This is a genomic window from Streptomyces sp. NPDC057616, from assembly GCF_042800575.1.
Taxonomy (GTDB): Bacteria; Actinomycetota; Actinomycetes; order Streptomycetales; family Streptomycetaceae; genus Streptomyces.
Map to the genome: position 1 here is coordinate 12,916 of NZ_JBHVGU010000064.1, position 20,076 is coordinate 32,991.

Annotated in this window: 18 protein-coding genes and 1 tRNA gene; 15 read left to right on the forward strand and 4 right to left on the reverse strand. The window is 71.3% G+C overall.

Translation table 11 applies throughout. The annotated features are described in order from the left end of the window. Positions 1-2,802: a penicillin acylase family protein gene (locus ACFU97_RS43800; RefSeq protein WP_384268325.1), complete on the forward strand. Its 2,802-nt coding sequence runs from the start codon at positions 1-3 to the stop codon at positions 2,800-2,802. Positions 2,803-2,862: 60 nt separating this feature from the next. Here the strand turns inward: ACFU97_RS43800 and ACFU97_RS43805 are convergent, their stop codons facing one another. Continuing rightward, positions 2,863-3,486 (reverse strand): 5-formyltetrahydrofolate cyclo-ligase, encoded by a 624-nt coding sequence (locus ACFU97_RS43805; RefSeq protein WP_384268327.1) that lies wholly within the window; start codon positions 3,484-3,486, stop codon positions 2,863-2,865. 92 nt (positions 3,487-3,578) lie between these two features. Between ACFU97_RS43805 and galU the strand changes: the two genes are divergently transcribed. The 7 genes from galU to ACFU97_RS43840 all read left to right on the forward strand — a co-directional run bounded on the left by galU (position 3,579) and on the right by ACFU97_RS43840 (position 9,044). Then, positions 3,579-4,481 (forward strand): UTP--glucose-1-phosphate uridylyltransferase GalU, encoded by a 903-nt coding sequence (gene galU / locus ACFU97_RS43810; RefSeq protein ID WP_384268329.1) that lies wholly within the window; start codon positions 3,579-3,581, stop codon positions 4,479-4,481. A gap of 5 nt (positions 4,482-4,486) precedes the next feature. Further along, the gene (gene glp, locus ACFU97_RS43815) at positions 4,487-5,809 is read left to right on the forward strand and encodes a gephyrin-like molybdotransferase Glp (RefSeq protein ID WP_384268332.1); all 1,323 of its coding nucleotides are present in this window, start codon (positions 4,487-4,489) and stop codon (positions 5,807-5,809) included. 86 nt (positions 5,810-5,895) lie between these two features. Continuing rightward, positions 5,896-6,375, forward strand: coding sequence for a cyclic pyranopterin monophosphate synthase MoaC (gene moaC, locus ACFU97_RS43820; RefSeq protein WP_384268334.1), 480 nt, complete (start codon positions 5,896-5,898; stop codon positions 6,373-6,375). Beyond that, entirely contained in the window at positions 6,372-6,878 is a 507-nt protein-coding gene (locus tag ACFU97_RS43825) for a molybdenum cofactor biosynthesis protein B (RefSeq protein WP_384268337.1), read from the forward strand. The genes moaC and ACFU97_RS43825 overlap by 4 nt, the downstream gene beginning before the upstream one ends. Before the next feature lie 20 nt (positions 6,879-6,898). Then, positions 6,899-7,519, forward strand: coding sequence for a GNAT family N-acetyltransferase (locus ACFU97_RS43830; RefSeq protein ID WP_384268339.1), 621 nt, complete (start codon positions 6,899-6,901; stop codon positions 7,517-7,519). A 168-nt stretch (positions 7,520-7,687) separates the two neighbouring features. Continuing rightward, the gene (gene glpR, locus ACFU97_RS43835; protein ID WP_384268343.1) at positions 7,688-8,878 is read left to right on the forward strand and encodes a gephyrin-like molybdotransferase receptor GlpR; all 1,191 of its coding nucleotides are present in this window, start codon (positions 7,688-7,690) and stop codon (positions 8,876-8,878) included. Between the two features lie 92 nt (positions 8,879-8,970). Next, positions 8,971-9,044 (forward strand) — tRNA-Ala (locus tag ACFU97_RS43840). Between the two features lie 129 nt (positions 9,045-9,173). Here ACFU97_RS43840 and ACFU97_RS43845 read toward each other — a convergent pair. Further along, on the reverse strand, positions 9,174-9,659 hold the full coding sequence (locus ACFU97_RS43845; protein WP_384268345.1) for a GNAT family N-acetyltransferase: 486 nt from the start codon (positions 9,657-9,659) through the stop codon (positions 9,174-9,176). Between the two features lie 47 nt (positions 9,660-9,706). On the opposite strand from ACFU97_RS43845, the gene ACFU97_RS43850 reads away from it, so the two are divergent. After that, complete coding sequence (locus ACFU97_RS43850; protein ID WP_384268347.1) at positions 9,707-10,531, forward strand: exodeoxyribonuclease III; 825 nt, start codon at positions 9,707-9,709, stop codon at positions 10,529-10,531. On the opposite strand, the gene ACFU97_RS43855 is transcribed toward ACFU97_RS43850, so the two are convergent. Next, complete coding sequence (locus ACFU97_RS43855) at positions 10,528-11,163, reverse strand: MerR family transcriptional regulator (RefSeq protein WP_384268365.1); 636 nt, start codon at positions 11,161-11,163, stop codon at positions 10,528-10,530. The two genes, ACFU97_RS43850 and ACFU97_RS43855, sit on opposite strands and share 4 nt — an antisense overlap. A gap of 151 nt (positions 11,164-11,314) precedes the next feature. Here ACFU97_RS43855 and ACFU97_RS43860 point away from each other — a divergent pair, with 151 nt between their 5' ends. The 4 genes from ACFU97_RS43860 to ACFU97_RS43875 all read left to right on the forward strand — a co-directional run bounded on the left by ACFU97_RS43860 (position 11,315) and on the right by ACFU97_RS43875 (position 14,991). Beyond that, on the forward strand, positions 11,315-12,886 hold the full coding sequence (locus ACFU97_RS43860; RefSeq protein ID WP_384268349.1) for a flavin-containing monooxygenase: 1,572 nt from the start codon (positions 11,315-11,317) through the stop codon (positions 12,884-12,886). Beyond that, positions 12,883-13,800, forward strand: coding sequence for an alpha/beta fold hydrolase (locus ACFU97_RS43865; protein ID WP_384268351.1), 918 nt, complete (start codon positions 12,883-12,885; stop codon positions 13,798-13,800). Before ACFU97_RS43860 ends, ACFU97_RS43865 begins: the two co-directional genes overlap by 4 nt. After that, positions 13,797-14,681: an SDR family oxidoreductase gene (locus tag ACFU97_RS43870; RefSeq protein WP_384268353.1), complete on the forward strand. Its 885-nt coding sequence runs from the start codon at positions 13,797-13,799 to the stop codon at positions 14,679-14,681. The genes ACFU97_RS43865 and ACFU97_RS43870 overlap by 4 nt, the downstream gene beginning before the upstream one ends. An 88-nt stretch (positions 14,682-14,769) precedes the next feature. Further along, positions 14,770-14,991, forward strand: coding sequence for a hypothetical protein (locus ACFU97_RS43875; RefSeq protein WP_384268355.1), 222 nt, complete (start codon positions 14,770-14,772; stop codon positions 14,989-14,991). Between the two features lie 64 nt (positions 14,992-15,055). Here the strand turns inward: ACFU97_RS43875 and ACFU97_RS43880 are convergent, their stop codons facing one another. Continuing rightward, positions 15,056-18,406, reverse strand: coding sequence for a S41 family peptidase (locus ACFU97_RS43880; protein ID WP_384268358.1), 3,351 nt, complete (start codon positions 18,404-18,406; stop codon positions 15,056-15,058). A gap of 196 nt (positions 18,407-18,602) precedes the next feature. Here ACFU97_RS43880 and ACFU97_RS43885 point away from each other — a divergent pair, with 196 nt between their 5' ends. Both ACFU97_RS43885 and ACFU97_RS43890 read left to right on the forward strand, forming a co-directional pair. Continuing rightward, positions 18,603-19,193 carry a TetR/AcrR family transcriptional regulator gene (locus ACFU97_RS43885; RefSeq protein ID WP_384268360.1) on the forward strand — a complete coding sequence of 197 codons (591 nt, stop codon included), beginning with the start codon at positions 18,603-18,605 and terminating at the stop codon, positions 19,191-19,193. A gap of 138 nt (positions 19,194-19,331) precedes the next feature. Next, positions 19,332-20,076, forward strand: a 745-nt coding sequence (locus tag ACFU97_RS43890) for an MMPL family transporter (RefSeq protein WP_384268363.1), incomplete at its 3' end; no start/stop codon positions are given.

The following is a 20,076-nucleotide window of genomic DNA, read 5'->3' on the forward strand; positions in this document are numbered from 1 at the left end:
ATGCCCCCGAACACCACCGCCACAACGGGTGACAAGCCCGGCAAGTCCGGCAGGAAGAAGGGGCGCAAAGCCCGATTGGTCGTGCTGGTCCTGGTCCTGGCACTGATCGCCGGCGTCGCCTACGGGGCGTACTGGTCCATCAGCACCGTCCGTGCGTCGTTCCCGCAGACGAAGGGCTCCCTCACACTTCACGGCCTGTCAGGCCCCGTCGACGTCAAGCGCGACGGCTACGGCATCCCGCAGATCTACGCCTCCTCCGACGCGGACCTGTTCATGGCGCAGGGCTACGTCCAGGCGCAGGACCGGTTCTACGAGATGGACGTGCGCCGGCACATGACCTCCGGGCGCCTGTCGGAGATGTTCGGCAAGAGCCAGGTGAAGAACGACGAGTTCCTGCGCACGCTGGGCTGGGACCGGGTGGCCAAGAAGGAGTACGACACCGAGCTGTCGGCCTCCACCAAGAAGTACCTCCAGGCCTACGCGGCGGGCGTCAACGCCTATCTGCACGGCAAGGACGGCAAGGACATCTCGCTGGAGTACGCGGCGCTGGGCTTCACCAACGACTACAAGCCCGCGAAGTGGACCCCCGTCGACTCGGTCTCCTGGCTGAAGGCGATGGCCTGGGACCTGCGCGGCAACATGCAGGACGAGATCGACCGCGCCCTGATGACCAGCCGGCTCGACGCCAAGCAGATCGCCCAGCTGTACCCGGCCTACCCCTACAGCCGCAACAAGGCGATCGTCCAGGAGGGCCAGTACAGCGAGATCGCCGGGGCGTTCCAGCAGAACGGCTCCTCGGCCGGCAGCGGCACCTCCACGAGCGGCACCTCCACCGGCGGCACCTCCACGGGCGGCACGACGGGCACGTCCTCCTCGTCCTCCTCGACGCCGTCGGGTTCGGCCCTGAACAGCCAGCTGGCGGGCCTCTACAAGGTCCTGGACAACGTGCCCACGGCCGTCGGCGTGAACGGCCAGGGCATCGGCTCCAACTCCTGGGTGGTGGCCGGCAGCCACACCATCACCGGCCACCCGCTGCTCGCCAACGACCCGCACCTGTCGGCCTCGCTGCCGTCCGTCTGGTACCAGATGGGCCTGCACTGCCGCACCGTCTCCAGCAAGTGCCAGTACGACGTGACCGGTTACACCTTCGCGGGCATGCCCGGCGTGGTCATCGGCCACAACCAGGACATCGCCTGGGGCATGACCAACTCCGGTGTCGACGTCACCGACCTGTACCTGGAGAAGCTGAGCGGCGACGGCTACCTCTACGACGGCGCCACCAAGGCCTTCAAGACCCGCGAGGAGACCATCAAGGTCGCCGGCGGCAAGTCCAAGACGATCGTCGTGCGCCAGACCGCGGACGGGATGCCGCTGCTCTCCGACCGCGACGACGAGCTGGTGAAGGTCGGCAAGAAGGCCACCGTCGACACCGCGGCACCCGACCGCGGCGACGGCTACGGCGTCGCGCTGCGCTGGACCGCGCTCGACCCGGGCACGACCATGGACGCCGTCTTCGCCATGGACAAGGCGTCCGACTGGAGCGAATTCCGCTCCGCGGCAGCCAAGTTCGACGTGCCGTCGCAGAACCTGATCTACGCCGACAAGGACAACATCGGCTACACGCTGCCCGGCAAGATCCCCACGCGCGCGAAGAAGGACGACGGCTCGATCCCGGCGCCGGGCTGGGACTCCGGCTACAAGTGGACCGGCTACGTCCCCAAGGCGGCGCTGCCGTACGAGTACAACCCGGAGCGTGGCTACATCGTCACGGCCAACCAGGCCGTGATCGACCAGGACAAGTACCCGTACACGCTGACCACGGACTGGGGTTACGGCACCCGCAGCCAGCGCATCACCGACCTGATCGAGTCGAAGATCAAGGGCGGCGGCAAGATGTCCACTGACGACATGCGCCAGATGCAGCTGGACAACAGCAGCGAGATCGCCAAGCTGCTGGTGCCCACCCTGCTGAAGATCGACACCGGCGACAAGGACGTCCAGGCCGCGCAGGAGCTGCTGGAGGGCTGGGACTACACCCAGGACGCCGACTCGGCGGCGGCCGCCTACTTCAACGCGGTCTGGCGCAACGTCCTCAAGCTCGCCTTCGGCAACAAGCTGCCCAAGGAGCTGCGGGTCAAGGGCCAGTGCCTGTGGGTCGACCCGGCCAGCACCACCGGGCCCGCGGACGACACGCAGAAGATCCGCGAGTGCGGCGAGCGCGACGCCGACCAGGCCCAACCGGACGGCGGCGACCGCTGGTTCGAGGTCGTCCGCAAGCTCATGAACGACCCCAAGAGCTCGTGGTGGACCACGCCGAAGACGGGCACCCGGCCGGGCGCGACGAACAACCGCGACGACCTGTTCAAGCGCGCGATGATCGACGCCCGCTGGGAGCTGACCGCCAAGCTCGGCAAGGACATCGACACCTGGAGCTGGGGCCGGCTGCACCGCCTGTTCCTGAAGAACCAGACCCTCGGCACCGACGGCCCGGGCTTCCTGAAGTACATCCTCAACCGCGGCCCCTGGAAGCTCAGCGGCGGCGAGGCGACGGTCAACGCCTCCGGCTGGAACGCCGCCGGCGGCTACGGCGTCGTCTGGGTGCCGTCGATGCGCATGGTGGTCAACCTCGGCGACCTCGACAAGTCGAAGTGGATCAACCTCACCGGCGCCTCGGGGCACGCCTACAGCGCCCACTACGTCGACCAGACGGGCAAGTGGGCCAAGGGCGAGCTGCTCGACTGGAACTTCACGTCCCAGGCCGTCGACAAGAACACGAGCGACACCCTGGTGCTGAAACCGTGAGCACCTGAACGAAGGCCCTCCCACGCGCGCGTGGGAGGGCCTTCGCGCATCACGGGGTCATCAGGTGCCGCTGGGGAAGCGGCGCACCCCCGACGGCGTCACCACCGCGTGCACCGGCCGGTCGTGCTCCTCCTCGGGGACGCGCCCGACGACCTCCGAGCCGTACAGCAGCACCACGAGCGCGGGATGCGCGCCCGCGCGCTCCAGCCGCGCGAGGACGCGGTCGTAGGAGCCGCCGCCCCGCCCCAGCCGCATCCCGCGCGCGTCGACCGCGAGCCCGGGCAGCAGCACGACGTCCGCGCCGGTCACGGCCTCCGGTCCCAGACGCGCGCCGGAGGGCTCGAAAAGCGCCATCTTTCCGCCGTGTTGGACGCGGGCCAGGGAGTCCGCGCCGGTGTACTCGCCCCAGTCCAGGTCGTTGTCCGGGAGCAGCGCGGGCAGCAGCACGCGCACGTGCCGCGCGCGCAGTGCGTCCAGCAGCGCGAGCGTGCCCGGCTCGCCGCCGACGGAGACGTACGCCGCCACCGTGCGGGCGCCCGCCAGTTCGGGCAGCTCCAGGGCGCGCACGGCCAGCGCGGCCGCGGCCTCCTGGACGTCATCCGCCGTCAACCTGCCCCTTACCGCGCGGAGCTCTCGCCGCAACGTTCGCTTGTCAGGCTCGGCCGCACGTCCGGCGTGACTCATGACTGGCACCGTACCCTTCCTAATGAGCTCATATGAGAGCGAATTGACCGGAGCCTCGGATTCCGATCAAAGGCACCGGATAGGGTGCCGGTATGACCCAGTCGCACCCAAGGATCAGCAAGGCTGTCATTCCCGCAGCAGGCCTCGGCACCCGGTTCCTGCCGGCCACCAAAGCCACTCCCAAGGAGATGCTGCCGGTCGTCGACAAGCCGGCGATCCAGTACGTGGTCGAGGAGGCCGTGTCCGCGGGCCTCGACGACGTCCTCATGATCACGGGCCGCAACAAGCGTCCCCTCGAGGACCACTTCGACCGCAACTACGAGCTCGAGTCCGCCCTCCAGAAGAAGGGTGACGCGGGCCGGCTCGCCAAGGTCCAGGAGTCCAGCGACCTCGCGACCATGCACTACGTGCGGCAGGGCGACCCCAGGGGACTCGGTCACGCGGTGCTGTGCGCGGCCCCGCACGTCGGCCAGGAGCCCTTCGCGGTCCTGCTCGGCGACGACCTGATCGACCCGCGCGACCCGCTGCTCAAGCGGATGGTCGAGGTGCAGGAGCAGCGCGGCGGCAGCGTCATCGCGCTCATGGAGGTCGCGCCCGAGCAGATCCACCTCTACGGCTGCGCGGCCGTCGACCCCACCGAGGACGGCGACGTCGTCAAGGTCCACGACCTGGTCGAGAAGCCGGCCGCGGCGGACGCGCCGTCCAACTACGCGATCATCGGCCGCTACGTCCTCGACCCCGCGATCTTCGACATACTGCGCGAGACCGAGCCGGGCCGCGGCGGCGAGATCCAGCTGACCGACGCGCTGCAGCAGCTCTCGCAGGACGAGAAGGCCGGCGGACCCGTGCACGGCGTCGTCTTCAAGGGCCGCCGCTATGACACCGGCGACCGGGGCGACTATCTGCGTGCCATTGTCAGACTCGCGTGCGAACGTGAAGACCTGGGCCCGGACTTCCGGACCTGGCTTCGCAGTTACGTAGCCGAGGAGATGTAGCAACGTTGAGCAGCGCCGCGCCCCGCACCACCGGCCAGGACCACCTCTGGTCGGTGGACGAGCACCTGGAGGACATCCTCACCGCCGTCCGTCCCCTGGAACCCATCGATCTGCAGCTCCTGGACGCGCAGGGCTGCGTCCTGGTCGAGGACGTCATGGTGCCGCTCTCGCTGCCGCCGTTCGACAACAGCTCCATGGACGGGTACGCGGTGCGGGTCGCGGACGTGGCGGGTGTGAGCGAGGAGTTCCCCGCCGTCCTGGACGTGGTCGGGGACGTCGCGGCGGGCCAGGCGGACCTGGTCCGGGTGGGCCCCGGCCAGGCCGCCCGCATCATGACCGGCGCCCCGCTGCCACCCGGCGCCGAGACCGTCGTCCCCGTGGAGTGGACCGACGGAGGGCTCGGCGAGGGACCGGTCAGCGGGATGCGCGCCCGCAGCCTGGCCCCCGAGGGCGCCGAGGGCCAGGTGCACGTGTACCGGCCGGCCGAGGCACGCGCGCACGTGCGCGCCAAGGGCAGCGACGTGAAGGCGGGCGACCGCGCCCTGGAGGCCGGCACGGTCCTCGGGCCGCCGCAGATCGCCCTGCTCGCCGCGATCGGCCGCGGCACGGTCCGCGTGCGCCCGCGCCCGCGCGTGGTCGTCGTCTCCACCGGCAGCGAACTCGTCCAGCCCGACGAGGAGCTGGGCAGCGGCCAGATCTACGACTCCAACAGCTTCGCCCTCACCGCCGCGGCCACCGACGCGGGCGCCATCGCCTACCGCGTGGGCGCCGTCGCCGACGACGCCGACACCCTCCGCGCCACCATCGAGGACCAGCTGGTGCGCGCCGACCTCATGGTCACCACGGGCGGCGTGAGCGTAGGGGCGTACGACGTCGTCAAGGAGGCGCTCTCGCACGTCGGCGACGAGGACGAGGCGGGCAGCGGCATCGACTTCCGCAAGATCGCCATGCAGCCCGGCAAGCCCCAGGGCTTCGGCTCCATCGGCCCCGACCACACCCCGCTGCTCGCGCTGCCGGGCAACCCCGTGTCGTCGTACGTCTCCTTCGAGCTGTTCGTGCGCCCGGCGATCCGCACCCTCATGGGTCTCGCCGACGTGCACCGGCCGACGACCCGCGCGACGCTGACCGCCGGCAAGGCGCTGACCTCGCCGAAGGGCCGCAGACAGTTCCTGCGGGCGACGTACGCCGACGGCTCGGTGACCCCGGTCGGCGGCGCCGGATCCCACCTGATCGCGGCCCTCGCGCACGCCGACGCGCTGATCGTCGTCCCGGAGGACGTGGAGTCGGTGGAACCCGGCACGGAGGTCGAGGTGGTCCTGCTCGGCTGAGGGCCGCTGGTTGGCGGTACCGTGTCGCGCACAGCAGGCCCGCGCGCCGCACCGCGCCGGGGCCGTGACCGGGAGCGCCACACAGCATGAGTACGCAGGACCGACTGACGCACATCGACGAGGCGGGCGCAGCCCGCATGGTCGACGTATCCGAGAAGGACGTGACCGCGCGCACCGCCCGCGCGAGCGGACGGGTCCTCGTCTCACCCCGCGTGATCGAGCTGTTGCGCGGCGAGGGGGTGCCCAAGGGGGACGCCCTCGCCACCGCGCGCATCGCGGGCATCATGGGAGCCAAGCGCACCCCGGACCTCGTCCCGCTGTGCCACCCGCTGGCGCTGTCCGGTGTGAAACTGGATCTGTCGGTCGCGGACGACGCGGTGGAGATCCTGGCCACCGTGCGGACCACGGACCGCACCGGCGTGGAGATGGAGGCGCTCACCGCGGTCTCCGTCGCCGCGCTCACCGTGATCGACATGGTCAAGGCGGTCGACAAGGGAGCGGTCATCACGGACGTCCGCGTGGAGGAGAAGACCGGCGGCAAGTCGGGCGACTGGAGCCGGACATGACGTATCGCGCTCTGGTGGTCACCGCCTCCAACCGGGCCGCGTCCGGGGTCTACGAGGACAAGGGCGGCCCCGCGATCGCCGCCGGCCTCAAGGGTTTCGGGTTCACCGTCGACGGGCCGCGGGTCGTCCCGGACGGCGACCCGGTGGAGTCCGCGCTGCGGGCCGGCGTCGAGGCCGGCTACGACGTGATCGTCACCACCGGCGGCACCGGCATCTCGCCCACCGACCGCACCCCCGAGGCGACCCGCCGCGTGATCGACCACGAGGTGCCGGGCATCGCCGAGGCCATCCGGGCGTTCGGACGGGAGAAGGTGCCGACCGCCGTGCTCTCCCGGGGCCTGGCCGGAGTGGCGGGCGGCACGCTGATCGTCAATCTGCCGGGTTCCACCGGCGGGGTGAAGGACGGCCTGGCCGTGCTGGAGCCCCTGCTGGTGCACGCCGTCGACCAGATCCGCGGCGGCGACCACCCCAGACCCGCGGCCACCAGTGGGGGTGCGAGCTGAACAGCCCATCCTGGCCCGTCGTGCTGGCGGACGGCGAGATCGTCCTCCGGCCGATAAAGCTGCGCGACCAGCGGGCCTGGCGCGAGGTCAACCGGCGCAACCGGGACTGGCTGCGGCCCTGGGAGGCGACGATCCCGCCGCCCACGCCGAGCGGTCCGATCGCGCACCGGCCGACCTACCGCCAGATGGTCCGGCACCTCCGCTCCGAGGCGAACTCGGGCCGGATGCTGCCGTTCGTGATCGAGTATCAGGGCCGTCTGGTCGGGCAGTTGACGGTCGCCGGAATCACGTGGGGCTCCATGTGTTCGGGGCATATCGGCTACTGGGTGGACGAGTCGGTGGCGGGCCGCGGAGTGATGCCGACGTCCGTGGCACTGGTCGTGGACCACTGTTTCCGCACCGTCGGACTGCACCGCATCGAGGTCTGCATTCGCCCCGAGAACGGACCCAGCCGGCGGGTCGTGGAGAAACTCGGATTCCGCGAGGAGGGCCTGAGGCCGCGTTATCTCCACATCGACGGCGCCTGGCGTGACCACCTCGTCTTCGCGCTCACCGCGGAAGAGGTGCCCGACGGGTTGCTCAACCGCTGGCGGCGGGCACGTACACAGCAGAATCCCGCACAGGCCCGGGAAATTGAATAGATGTTCGAAATTGATCGGACGGCGACCACCTCAAGGCATTAAATTCACGGCCTCAGTGGCGTGCTGATCGCATCGGTCACAAAAAAAGTTCGAAATATCAGCCAGATCGTGCGACACACCGGCCCAATTGGCAGATGGCCTCACGCAAACCCCTCTACCGTGTGAGGCGTGAGCAGCAGCGGCCTCATCTACGCAGTCATTGTCGGGGCCTGGGCCGCCTACTTGGTGCCGATGTGGCTCCGTAGGCAGGACGAGCTGAACGAGGCCCGTCCGACGGAACGCTTCAGCACCGCCATCCGGCTGCTGTCCGGACGGGCGGGTATGGAGCGCCGGTACGCCAAGGACCTGCGGGCGCGCTCCACCGAGGAGGGGGAGCCCAGCGCCGAAGCTCCGGGCGCGATCACCGACTCGGTGGACGTCCGGGCCTTCGCCATGCCCCCGGCCCGCAAGCAGACGCGCGCCGAGGTACCGGCGCCCGCATCCGGCCCGGCCCCCGCCCCCGCCAAGTCCCCGGCACCCGCCAAGGCCCCGGCCCCGACGCGCAAACGCGTCCCGCCCGCCCGCCGGACGCCCGCGGAGGAGGCGGCCGCGGCGCGCGCCCGGCGCTCCAAGGTGCTCGCGCGCCGGCGCCGCACCACCGTGATGCTCTTCGTCGCGTTCACGCTCGGCGCGGTCGTCGCCGCGGTCGGCGGGCTCGCGTTCCTCTGGGCGCCCGGTGTGCCCGCCGTGCTGCTCAGCGCGTACATCGCCTACCTGCGCTCGCAGGAACGGCGGCGCTTCGCCTACCAGATGGACCGGCGCCGCGCCGAGGTCGCGGCCCAGCGGCTGCACGAGCGGGCCCGGCAGCCGCGCCGCCGCCCGGCCGGTACCGAGGCCGACTCCGACGAACCCGAGGACGGACCGGAGCAGGAGGCCGACCCCGGGCTGTCCGCGCTCGCCGCCGGCCGGCGGGCCCTGGTCGAGCAGACCGATCACGCCGAGTGGGTGGACCAGCAGCGCGAGCGGCAGCGGCGGCCCGGCCACGGCGACAGCTGGGACCCGGTGCCGGTGCCCCTGCCGACGTACGTGACCGCGCCGGTCGCGCCGCGGGCCACCTCGGACGTGGACCTCGGGGCGCCGGACGCGTGGAGCTCGGCGCGCTCGGGTCCCGTCACCCGGGACCAGGAGGCACAGGCCGACGCCGGCGCCGAGCGCCAGGCCGCCGCGGAGCCGGACGCCGCCGCGGAGGAGAGGGCCGACGACGACGGGCGCAGTGACGCCCGCCGCGCGGCCTCCGCGCGGCGGGCACGCGAGCGGGGCCGTACGCCGCTGTTCGACCAGTACGAGGACGGCGAGCGGCCGAAGGCCGCCAACGAGTAGACCACCGGCCCGACCTGTGCCGCAGCCGCCGGCCGGCCAGGAACGGATTTTCAAGCACCCGGATCGGGATGCTAGAGTTTCACTCGTTGCAAGGGCCTGTGGCGCAGTCCGGTAGCGCACCTCGTTCGCATCGAGGGGGCCAGGGGTTCAAATCCCCTCAGGTCCACCGCAACAACTCTTCAGGGAAACCTGGGGCAGTTGATGAGATCCCGTCCGATCGGAAGATCGGGCGGGATCTTTGTTGTGCTGACGCCCCGTCAGAGGCGGCCGGCGCGCCTCGGGCGCCGGCCACCGGCTACGGCGTTCCGAGCGGCTTGGCGAAGCAGCGGCTCTCCTCGTGGAAGCGGTAGTAGCCGAACTTCCCGCAGGGCTCGTAGCCGCTGGAGGTGTACAGGGCGATGGCCTCCGGCTGCTTGGTGCCCGTCTCCAGGACCATGCGGAGGCGGCCGGCCGCGCGGGCGTCGTCCTCCAGGGCGGTCAGGATGCGCCGGGCGAGGCCGCGGCCGCGCGCCCGCTCCACCACGAACATCCGCTTGAGTTCGGCGTCGCCGTCGAGGTTTCCCTCGCCGTTGGAGTCCTGGGCGCGCCAGCCGCCGGTGGCGACGGGGCCGTCGTTCTCGTCGTACACGATGAAGTACACGCCGTTCGGCGGGTCGAAGTCCGCCGGGTCCAGGGCGGTGGCGTCTCCGCCGTCGCCGTAGCGGACGTGGTACTCGGCCTGTACCTCGTCGTTCAGCTTCACGGCGTCGGGGTGGTCGAAGGCGACGCGACGTATAATCATTCTGCTTACCGTACACCTATGCAGTCTCGAGATCTGGACTCCGTCCAGTGTGCCGGTATCGTTCGCGGGTGCTCACTGTGACCTCCGTCAACGTCAATGGCCTGCGCGCCGCCGCGAAGAAGGGCTTCGTGGAATGGCTCGCCGGCACCTCCGCCGATGTGCTCTGCCTGCAGGAGGTGCGCGCGGAGCCGCAGCAGCTGCCCGAGCACGTGCGCACGCCCGACGGCTGGCACGTGGTGCACGCGCCGGCCGCCGCCAAGGGCCGGGCCGGCGTCTCCCTCTACACGCGCCGCGAGCCCGACCGCATCCAGGTCGGCTTCGCCTCCGAGGAGTTCGACACCAGCGGCCGCTACGTCGAGGTCGACCTGCCGGGCGTCACGGTCGCCTCCCTCTACCTCCCCTCCGGCGAGGTCGGCACCGAGCGCCAGGACGAGAAGATGCGCTTCATGGACGCGTTCCTGGCCCATCTGAAGTCCCTGCGCGAGCGCGCCGCCGCCGACGGCCGCGAGGTCGTCGTCTGCGGCGACTGGAACATCGCCCACCAGCGCGCCGACCTCAAGAACTGGCGCGGCAACACCAAGAGCTCCGGCTTCCTGCCGGAGGAGCGGGACTGGCTGAGCCAGGTCTTCGACGAGGCGGACGGGGGCTACGTCGACGTGGTGCGGTCCCTGCACCCCGAGGCCGAGGGCCCGTACACGTGGTGGTCGTACCGGGGGCGGGCTTTCGACAACGACACGGGATGGCGCATCGACTACCAGGTCTCGACGCCGGGCCTCGCGGCCAAGGCCGTCAAGGCCTACGTCGAGCGGGCGGCCACGCACGAGCAGCGGTGGTCGGACCACGCGCCCGTGACCGTGGTCTACGACCTCTAGGTCCGGTCCGCCCGCTCGGCCCGCTTCTGCAGCTGGCGGTCCAGGGCCAAGGACATCTCCGCCTCCACCACGCTGCGGGCCAGGGGGCGCAGGCGTTGGAGGTCTTTTTCCTCGGCGTGGCGCAGGACCAGGTCGGCGAACATCTCCGCCAGTTCGTCCACGTGCTCCCGTACGCGGGCGCCGGCCGCCAGGACCTCCGCCAGGGGGATGCCTTCGCGGACCAGGGCCGAGGAGACGTCCAGGAGGCGGCGGCTGATGTGGACGATCTCCTCGCCGTCGGTGCCGAGGTAGCCGAGGTCGAGGGCGGCGGCGAGGTTCTCCGGGGTGACCTCGCCCTCGAAGCGGGCGGCGAGCTCCTCGGGGGTGAGGCGGACCGGCTCCTCCTCGGTGGGGGTGATGCCCACGAGGTCGGCGACGTCCCGGCCGTGGTCGAGGGCCTCCGCGAGCTCCGCGATGCCGGTGAGGGTGTGGCCGCGCTCCAGCAGCGCCGCGATCGTGCGCAGGCGGGCCAGGTGGTGGTCGTCGTACCAGGCGATACGGCCCTCGCGGCGGGGCGGCGGGATCAGCTTGCGTTCGCGGTAGAAGCGCAGGGTGCGCACTGTGATGCCGGCTTCCCTGGCCAGTTCCTCCATGCGGTACTCACGCTTCTCGGTCACGACCGCACCCTATGTTGTACCGCCGGTAACTTTCCCCGCTCACCCCCTACCCATGAGTACGTCACTGTTCTACTCTCCCCATTGCGCCAGTGTTCACTGGCAGAGTCGCGCAGGAAAGGGCATCGGCATGGCCGAACACGAGCATGTGCGGGTGGCGGTGATCGGGTCCGGGTTCGGAGGGCTGGGGGCCGCGGTGCGGCTGCGGCGCGAAGGGATCACCGACTTCGTCGTGCTGGAGCGGGCCGGCAGTGTCGGCGGCACCTGGCGCGACAACAGCTATCCCGGGTGCGCCTGCGACGTGCCCTCGCATCTCTACTCGTTCTCCTTCGCACCCAAGCCCGACTGGCCGCGCACCTTCTCCGGGCAGGAGCACATCCGCGCCTACCTGGAGCACGTCACGGACGTCTTCCACCTGCGTGAGCACATCCGCTTCGACTCCGAGGTCAAGCTGATGACCTGGGACGCCGAGCAGCTGCGCTGGGACATCGAGACCAGCAGCGGGCGGCTGTCCGCGGACGTCGTCGTCTCCGCCACCGGCCCGCTGTCCGACCCGAAGATCCCCGAGATCCCGGGTCTGGACTCCTTCCCCGGCAAGGTCTTCCACTCCGCCCGCTGGGACCACGACTACGACCTGCGCGGCAAGCGCGTGGCGATGATCGGGACCGGCGCGTCGGCGATCCAGATCGTGCCCGCCATCCAGCCCCAGGTCGACCGGCTCACCCTCTTTCAGCGCACCCCGGCCTGGGTCATGCCCCGCGTCGACCGCTCCATCAGCGGCGCCGAGCAGGCCCTGCACCGCACCCTGCCCTTCACCACCAAGGCCCGGCGCGGACTGCTGTGGGGGATCAGGGAGTTGCAGGTCCAGGCCTTCACCAAGCGCCCCAACGAACTGGGCCTGGTGGAGAAGCTGGCGAAGCAGAACATGTACCGGGCGATCAAGGACCCGGCGCTGCGTGCCAAGCTCACCCCCGACTACCGCATCGGCTGCAAGCGCATCCTGCTGAGCAGCACCTACTACCCGGCGCTCGCCCGGCCCAACGTCGACGTCGTGGCCGGCGGGCTGACCGAGGTCCGCGGATCGACCGTGGTCGCCGCCGACGGCACCGAGACCGAGGTCGACGCGATCATCTTCGGCACCGGCTTCCACGTCACGGACATGCCGATCGCCGAGCGGGTGGTGGGCGCCGAGGGCAAGACGCTCACCGAGGTCTGGAAGGGCGGCATGGAGGCCCTGCGCGGCGCCTCCGCGGCCGGCTTCCCCAACTGGATGACGATCATCGGGCCCAACACCGGCCTCGGGAACTCGTCGATGATCCTGATGATCGAGTCCCAGCTCAACTACATGGCGGACTACCTGCGGCAGTTGGACGTCCTCGGCGGCCGGGCCGCGCTGGACGCCCGCCCGAGCGCGGTCTCCGCGTGGAACCACCGGGTGCAGGAGCGGATGAAGCGCACCGTGTGGAACACGGGCGGCTGCACCAGCTGGTACCTCGACGCGAGCGGCCGCAACACCACCATCTGGCCCGGTACGACGACCGAGTTCAGGCGGGCCACGCGGAAGGTGGACCTCGCGGAGTACGAACTCCTGCGCGCGCCCGCACGGCCCGCCGAGGACGCGCCCGCCGAGGACGCGCCCGCGAAGAGGACGACGGCCAAGGGCGCCAAGGGCGCCAAGAAGGCCGCGGGGGTGGACGCGTGAGCCGCCTCATGCACGTGGCCTCCGGCCCGTACGCCCCGCCCGTCCCCGCCCGCGAGCTGACGGTGGACTCCGCCGACGGGTCCCAGATCCACGTCGAGGTGCACGGACCCGAGGGCGCCCCCGCCGTCGTGCTCGCCCACGGCTGGACCTGCTCCACCGCCTTCTGGGCGGCGCAGATCCGCGACCTCGCCACCGACCACCGCGTCATCGCCTACGACCAGCGCGGCCACGGGCGCAGCCCGGCGAGCCGGATCTGCAGCACCGACGCCCTCGCGGACGACCTCGAGGCCGTCCTGAAGGCCACCCTGGCGCCGGAGGAGCGGGTCGTGATCGCCGGCCACTCGATGGGCGGCATGACGGTGATGGCGGCGGCCGGCCGGGCGGTCTTCCGTGAGCACACGGCGGCCGTCCTGCTGTGCAGCACCGGATCGTCGCGGCTGGTCGCGGAGTCGACCGTCGTACCGATGAGGGCGGGCCGGCTGCGGACCTGGCTGACCAAGCACATCCTCGGCGCGCGGGCGCCGCTCGGGCCGGTCACGCCCGTCGCGCGCCGCATCCTCAAGTACGGGACGATGGGCCCGGGTTCGGCGCCGCACATGGTGGAGGCGTGCGCGCGGATCGTGCACGCGTGCCCGACGAAGGTGCGGCACGCCTGGTCGCAGGTGCTGGATCTGCTCGATCTGGACCACGGGGTACGGGAGTTGAGGGTGCCGACGGCCGTCGTCGTGGGGACCGCCGACCGGCTCACCCCGCCCGTGCAGGCGCGGGCCCTGGTGGCCGCGCTGCCGAACTGCGTGGACAGCACCGAGCTGCCGGGGCTCGGCCACATGACGCCCGTGGAGGCGCCGGAGCTGGTCACGGGCCGGATCCGGGAGCTCGTGGTGACGTACGCAACGATCAAGGAGGGCGCATGAGCAAGGTCAGCCTGGAGGGGCAGGTCGCCGTCGTCACCGGGGCGGCGCGCGGGGTCGGGGAGCTGCTCGCCCGCAAGCTGTCCGCGCGCGGCGCCAAGGTGGCGCTGGTCGGACTGGAGCCGGACGCCCTCAAGCAGGTCTCCGAACGGCTGCACAGCGAGAGCGACCACTGGCACGCCGACGTGACGGACCATGTGGCGATGGCGCGGGTGGCGCAGGAGGTCAAGGAGCGGTTCGGGAAGGTCGACATCGTCGTCGCCAACGCCGGTGTGGCGACGGGCGGTCCCTTCGTGGACTCCGATCCGGAGTCCTGGCGGCGGGTGATCGAGGTCAACCTCATCGGCTCGGCGGTGACCGCCCGTGCCTTCCTGCCGTTGTTGATGGAGAGCCGCGGCTATCTGCTGCAGATCGCCTCGCTGGCGGCGATCACGCCGGCGCCCATGATGACCGCGTACTGCGCCTCCAAGTCCGGTGTGGAGGCGTACGCGCACAGCCTGCGGGCCGAGGTCGGCTACAAGGGCGTGCGGGTCGGGGTCGGTTACCTGTCCTGGACCGACACCGACATGGTGCGCGGCGCCGACCGGGACGAGGTCATGCGGGAGCTGCGGCAGCGGCTGCCGTGGCCGTCGAACAAGACGTATCCGCTGGGCCCGGCCGTCGACCGGATCGTGGCCGGCATCGAGCGGCGCTCCAGCCATGTGTACGGGCAGTGGTGGCTGCGCGGCATGCAGGGGGTGCGCGGATACCTGCCCGGGATCATCGGGACGGTGGGCCAGCGGGAGATGAAGCGCTTCGCGGACCGGCTGACGGGGATGCGCACAGGACTCGTCGGTGCAGGTGGGGAGGCGGACGAGGAGTCCCGCGCTACGCACCGTAGTTGATCGAAATGCGGAGTGTGTCCGCCCGTGTGAATCTGGTCGAGGCCCGATCAAGGGCCTTACCCCCCACCCACCACGGGAGTGAACCCACATGGGTATGAAGGACCAGTTCCAGGACAAGGCCGAGCGGATGCAGGAGCAGGCCAAGCAGCGTGCCCAGCAGGGCCGCGAGCAGGGCCGCGAGCAGGGCCGCGAGCACGGCCGGCCGGACCAGCAGCGCGGTCAGCAGGGCCGCGAGCGCATGCGCGACGAGCAGCCCGAGCGCATGCGACACGAGGAGCAGGACCGGTTCGACCAGGACTACGACGTGTAGCTCCGCTCGGCCTCGGCCGATGAGGATGGGGTGCCCCGAGTTTCCGGGGCGCCCCGTTCTCGCGTCAGGAACCCGTCCGCGGCGGCAGTTTGGGACGGGACCGGTCCGGTACGTCGCTGTAGTCCGGGGGCGTGGCCGGGGGGATCGACTCCAGCAGGTCGACGGCGAGCTGGACGGCGTGGTCCATCTCCACGTGGCGGCCCTCGGCCCAGTCCAGCGGGGTGCGCAGGACCTCCACGTCCGGGGTGACGCCCTTGTTCTCCACGCCCCAGCCGTAGGCGTCGAACCAGGCCGCGTTCATCGGGACGGTGATCACCGTGCCGTCGCCCAGCGTGTGGCGGCCGGTCATGCCGACGACGCCGCCCCAGGTGCGCTGGCCGATCACCGGGCCCAGTCCGAGGAGTCTGAAGGCGGCGGTGATCATGTCGCCGTCGGAGGACGTCGCCTCGTCGGCGAGCGCGACGATCGGGCCGCGCGGGGCGTTGGAGGCGTACGACACCGGCTGGGCGTTGCGGGTCAGGTCCCAGCCCAGGATTTTTCGGGTCAGCTTCTCGACCACCAGCTCGCTGATGTGGCCGCCCGCGTTGCCACGCACGTCGACGATGAGGGCGGCCCGCGACATCTCCATCCGCAGGTCCCGGTTGAACTGGGCCCAGCCTGAGCCGCCCATGTCCGGGATGTGCAGGTAGCCGCACCGGCCGCCGCTCAACTCCCGTACCACCGCACGGCGTTTGGCCACCCAGTCCTGGTAGCGCAGCGGCCGTTCGTCGACGAGCGGGACGACGGCCACGCGGCGCGCGCGGCCCGTGGCGTCCTTGGCGGGCCGGAACGTCAGCTCCACCGTGGTGCCGCCCGAGCCGGCCAGCAGCGGGTAGGGGCCCGCCACCGGGTCCACCGGGCGGCCGTCGACGTGGGTGAGCACGCAGCCCTCCCGGATGCCCGTGCCGGCCAGCGGTGAGCGCGCCTTGGAGTCCGACGAGTCGCCGGGCAGGATCCGCCTGACCACCCAGCCCTCCTCCCGCTGGACGAGGTTGGCGCCGAGCAGGCCCTGCCAGCGCTGGTAGTGCGGCGGGCCCTCGTTGCGGCGGGCGGCGGTGACGTAGGCGTGGGAGGTACCCAGTTCGCCGAGCACCTCGCGCAGGAGGTCGGCGAAGTCGTCGGGGGAGGCGACCCGTTCGAGCAGCGGGCGGTACTGGGCGAGGATCGCGTCCCAGTCGACGCCGCCCATCCCCGGCTCCCAGAAGTAGGCGCGGATGAGGCGGCCCGCCTCCTCGTAGGACTGGCGCCACTCGGCGGGCGGGTCGACCTCGTGCAGGATGCGGCGCAGGTCGATCCAGACCGTCGTGTCGCCGTCGCCGGACTCGGTGGCGGGGGTGGCGCGCAGGTCGCCCTCGTCGACCACGACCAGCCGGCTGCCGTCGCCGCTGACCGCGAACCAGTCCAGGTGGTCGACGAGTTCGGCCTTCTTCGCCTTGCTGATGCTGAAGTGCTCCAGGGTCGGCCGGCCGGTGGTGTCGTCCGGGTTGGCGAAGGTCTCGCCGAGCGCGCCCGAGATCGGCCAGCGCAGCCAGACCAGTCCGCCGCCGGCCACCGGGTGCAGCGCCGAGTACTTGGAGGCGGTGACCGGGAAGGGGGTGACCCGGCTCTCCAGGCCCTCGACCTCGACGGTCACCGCGCCGTCGCCGCCCGACTCGTTCTCCACCGGGTCCAGGCCGCCGGCGGCCGGGCGGCCCTCCGGGTTCAGCGCGAAGGGTGAGGGGGTGGCCGAGTTCAGCGGCACCAGGTAGGGGCGGCAGCCGAGCGGGAAGGAGAGGTCGCCGGTGTGGACGTCGTAGACGGGGTCGAAGCCGCGCCAGGACAGGAAGGCGAGATAGCGGCCGTCCCGGGTGAACACCGGGTTCTCGTCCTCGAAGCGGCCGTCGGTGACGTCGACGACCAGCCGCTCGCCGGAGCCGGTGCCGGTGCCGGTGCCGGGGATGCGGGCCATCTTGATCTGGCGGAGCGAGCGGCCGATCCCCGGGTGGGACCAGGTCAGCCAGGCGCCGTCGGGCGAGAAGGCGAGGTCGCGCACCGGGCCGTTGGCCGAGTGGACCAGCTCGGTCACCTCGCCGTCCGCCTCCTGCGCCTCCCGCGCCTCCCGCACCGCTTCGCCGTCCACCGGTTCGGCGTCGGCGGCGGCCGCGTCCACGTCCGCGGACACGGTGATCAGCAGCAGCCGGCCGTCGTGGGAGGCGATCGCGATGCGCTCGCCCTGTGGGTCGGAGACCAGCTCCAGGACCCGGCCCAGCCTGCCGGAGGCCAGCCGGCGCGGCTCGCGGCAGCCCGTCGCCCGCGGCAGGTGGACGATCTCGATCGCGTCCTCGCCCTCCGCGTCCGTCACGTACGCCACCTGCCCCGACGAGCCGAGTGTCTCCGGCAGCCGGACCCGTACGCCCGGGGTGTCGGTGATGGTGCGGGCCGGGCCGTCGCGGTGGGTGAGCCAGTACAGGCTGCCGCGGACGACGACGGCGCTCGCCCGGCCCGTCTCGTCCACCGAGATGCCGTCCACGTGCTGGGCGGCCGGCACCTGGTACCTGCGTCGGCCCGCGCGCGGTCCGCTGAGCCGGACGTCCAGGCGGCGCGGTGCGGAGTCGGCCGCGAGGTCGTCCACGATCCACAGGTCGCCGGCGCACTGGTACACCACCCGGGTGCCGTCGCTGGAGGCGTGGCGGGCGTAGAAGGCGTCGTGGTCGGTGTGCCGGCGCAGGTCTGAGCCGTCGTAGGCGCAGGAGTAGAGGTTGCCGACGCCCTCGTGGTCGGAGAGGAAGGCGATCCGGCCGCCGGCGAACATGGGGGAGGACAGATGGCCCTCCAGGTCGGCCAGCAGGCGCTCGCCGTGCAGCCACAGGCGGCCCATGGCGCCGCCCCGGTAGCGCTTCCAGGAGGCCGGTTCGTGCGGCGGGGTGCCGGTGAGCAGCAGCGTCCTGCGCTCCCCGTCGACGTCGGCGACCTGGATGTCGGAGACCGGGCCCCAGGGCAGCTTGCGGCCGGGGGTGCCGTCGGGGGAGACCTTGTAGGCCCAGGTGAAGTAGGAGAAGGGCTCGCCGTGGGAGGCGACGGCGAGGATGGAGCCCGCGCGGTCCGCGCCGCCGGGGCTCCAGCCGCACACCTGCGTGTCGGGCGATCCCCAGTAGGTGAGCTGGCGGCCCGGTCCGCCCTCGACGGGCACCAGGTGGATCTCGGGGACCAGGCTCCACCAGCTCGTGTACGCGATGTGGCCGCCGTCCGGCGAGAAGCGCGGATGGCCGATCTTCGTACGGTCGACGGTGAGGCGCCAGGCGCGGCCCGGACCGTCGAGGGGGGACAGCCAGAGGTCGTCCTCGGCCACGAAGCACAACAGGTCGCCGCTCAGGTGCGGCAGGCGCAGATAGCTCACCTCCCCATGCTTTTCCGCCGGATGGGGCCGGGCAACTCGTGCGCGGGGTCTCGCGGGTTCTTTCTTGCGCCCTTTCTTATGGGTCCTTCACATACGTGACCCACCACACGTACGAAACGGTTTCGTTTCGTTGCCGTGAGGGGTATCTTCAAGGCAGTACGAACACGACGCACCCCGAGCCGGAAGGTTGAGTGGCATGACTGAGGTCGCAACGACGCGTCGCAGTCGCATCACGCCCGAGCGAGAGGCCGAGCTGTACGAGGCCGTGCTCGACCTGCTCAGGGAAGTCGGCTACGACGCCCTCACCATGGACGCCGTGGCGGCCCGTACGCGATCCAGCAAGGCGACGCTCTACCGCCAGTGGGGCGGCAAGGCCGAGCTGGTCGCGAAGGCGGTGCGGCACAACAAGCCCGGCGGTTTCGCCGACATCGACACCGGCTCGCTCCGGGGCGACCTGCACGCCCTCACGCTGCGCTCCGACGACTGCCAGATGGAGCAGAACTCCGCGCTGATGCGGGGCCTGGCCATGGCGGTGCACGGCAACCCGGATCTCCTGAAGGCGTTCAAGGAGCATCTGATCGAGCCGGAGATGGCGGAGTTCCGCCGCGTGCTGCAGCGGGCGACCGACCGGGGCGAGGTACGTCCCGACAACCCGGCGGTCGACTTCGTGATGCACATGATGATCGGCGGGTTCGCCGCGCGCAGCCTCATCGACGAGCAGCCGCCCACGCAGGAGTTCCTGCTTTCGTACATCGACGCCGTGGTGCTCCCCGCCCTCGGCGCCTGACAACTCCCCGCACCTTCACCACCTTTCCGAGTACCTGACGTCACCGCTCAAGTCGTCGGGTCGGTCATCCCTGCCTCCCCGCCGGGCTGATCACCCCTGCCCTGATCGACCCCACGACCTGACCGGGAGTACGCCCTCGTGGCCACGTTCCTCCACAAACTCGGCCGGTTCGCCTTCAGGCGACGGCACTTCGTCGTCCTGCTCTGGGTGGCGCTGCTGACGCTCGCGGGCGTCGGCGCGGCCAGCGCCCCCGCCGCCAGCTCCTCCTCCTTCTCCATTCCGGGCACGGAGGCCCAGAAGGCCTTCGACCTGCTGGAACAGCGCTTCCCCGGGATGAGCGCCGACGGCGCGACCGGCCGCGTCGTCTTCAAGGCGCCCGCGGGCGAGAAGATGACCGACGCGGGCAACAAGGCCACCGTCGAGAAGACGGTGAAGGAGCTGTCCGACGGCTCCGAGGTGGTCTCCGTCAGCGACCCCTACCGGGCGCACGCCGTCAGCAAGGACGGCACGATCGCCTACACCTCGGTGAAGTACAAGGTCTCCGGCATGGAGCTGAAGGACGCCTCACGGGACGCCCTCGAGCAGGCCGGGAAGGACGCGCGGTCCGCCGGGCTGACCGTCGAGATCGGCGGCGACGCGCTCCAGACGGCCCCCGAGACCGGCGCCACCGAGGTCATCGGCATCGCGATCGCCGCCGTCGTCCTCGTCGTCACCTTCGGCTCGCTGATAGCGGCCGGACTGCCGCTGCTGACGGCGCTCATCGGCGTGGGCATCGGCGTCTCGACGATCACCGCGCTGGCGAAGGCGCTGGACCTCGGCTCGACGACCTCCACCCTGGCCATGATGATCGGCCTCGCGGTCGGCATCGACTACGCCCTGTTCA

Excerpts from the sequence above, each read along its gene's own strand:
- ACFU97_RS43885 (WP_384268360.1), top strand. The coding sequence starts at position 18,603 with ATGACTGAGGTCGCAACGACGCGTCGCAGTCGCATCACGCCCGAGCGA.
- ACFU97_RS43860 (WP_384268349.1), top strand. The coding sequence starts at position 11,315 with ATGGCCGAACACGAGCATGTGCGGGTGGCGGTGATCGGGTCCGGGTTC.
- ACFU97_RS43855 (WP_384268365.1), bottom strand. The coding sequence starts at position 11,163 with ATGGAGGAACTGGCCAGGGAAGCCGGCATCACAGTGCGCACCCTGCGC.
- ACFU97_RS43805 (WP_384268327.1), bottom strand. The coding sequence starts at position 3,486 with ATGAGTCACGCCGGACGTGCGGCCGAGCCTGACAAGCGAACGTTGCGG.
- ACFU97_RS43825 (WP_384268337.1), top strand. The coding sequence starts at position 6,372 with ATGACGTATCGCGCTCTGGTGGTCACCGCCTCCAACCGGGCCGCGTCC.
- moaC (WP_384268334.1), top strand. The coding sequence starts at position 5,896 with ATGAGTACGCAGGACCGACTGACGCACATCGACGAGGCGGGCGCAGCC.
- ACFU97_RS43870 (WP_384268353.1), top strand. The coding sequence starts at position 13,797 with ATGAGCAAGGTCAGCCTGGAGGGGCAGGTCGCCGTCGTCACCGGGGCG.
- ACFU97_RS43800 (WP_384268325.1), top strand. The coding sequence starts at position 1 with ATGCCCCCGAACACCACCGCCACAACGGGTGACAAGCCCGGCAAGTCC.
- ACFU97_RS43875 (WP_384268355.1), top strand. The coding sequence starts at position 14,770 with ATGGGTATGAAGGACCAGTTCCAGGACAAGGCCGAGCGGATGCAGGAG.
- galU (WP_384268329.1), top strand. The coding sequence starts at position 3,579 with ATGACCCAGTCGCACCCAAGGATCAGCAAGGCTGTCATTCCCGCAGCA.
- ACFU97_RS43845 (WP_384268345.1), bottom strand. The coding sequence starts at position 9,659 with ATGATTATACGTCGCGTCGCCTTCGACCACCCCGACGCCGTGAAGCTG.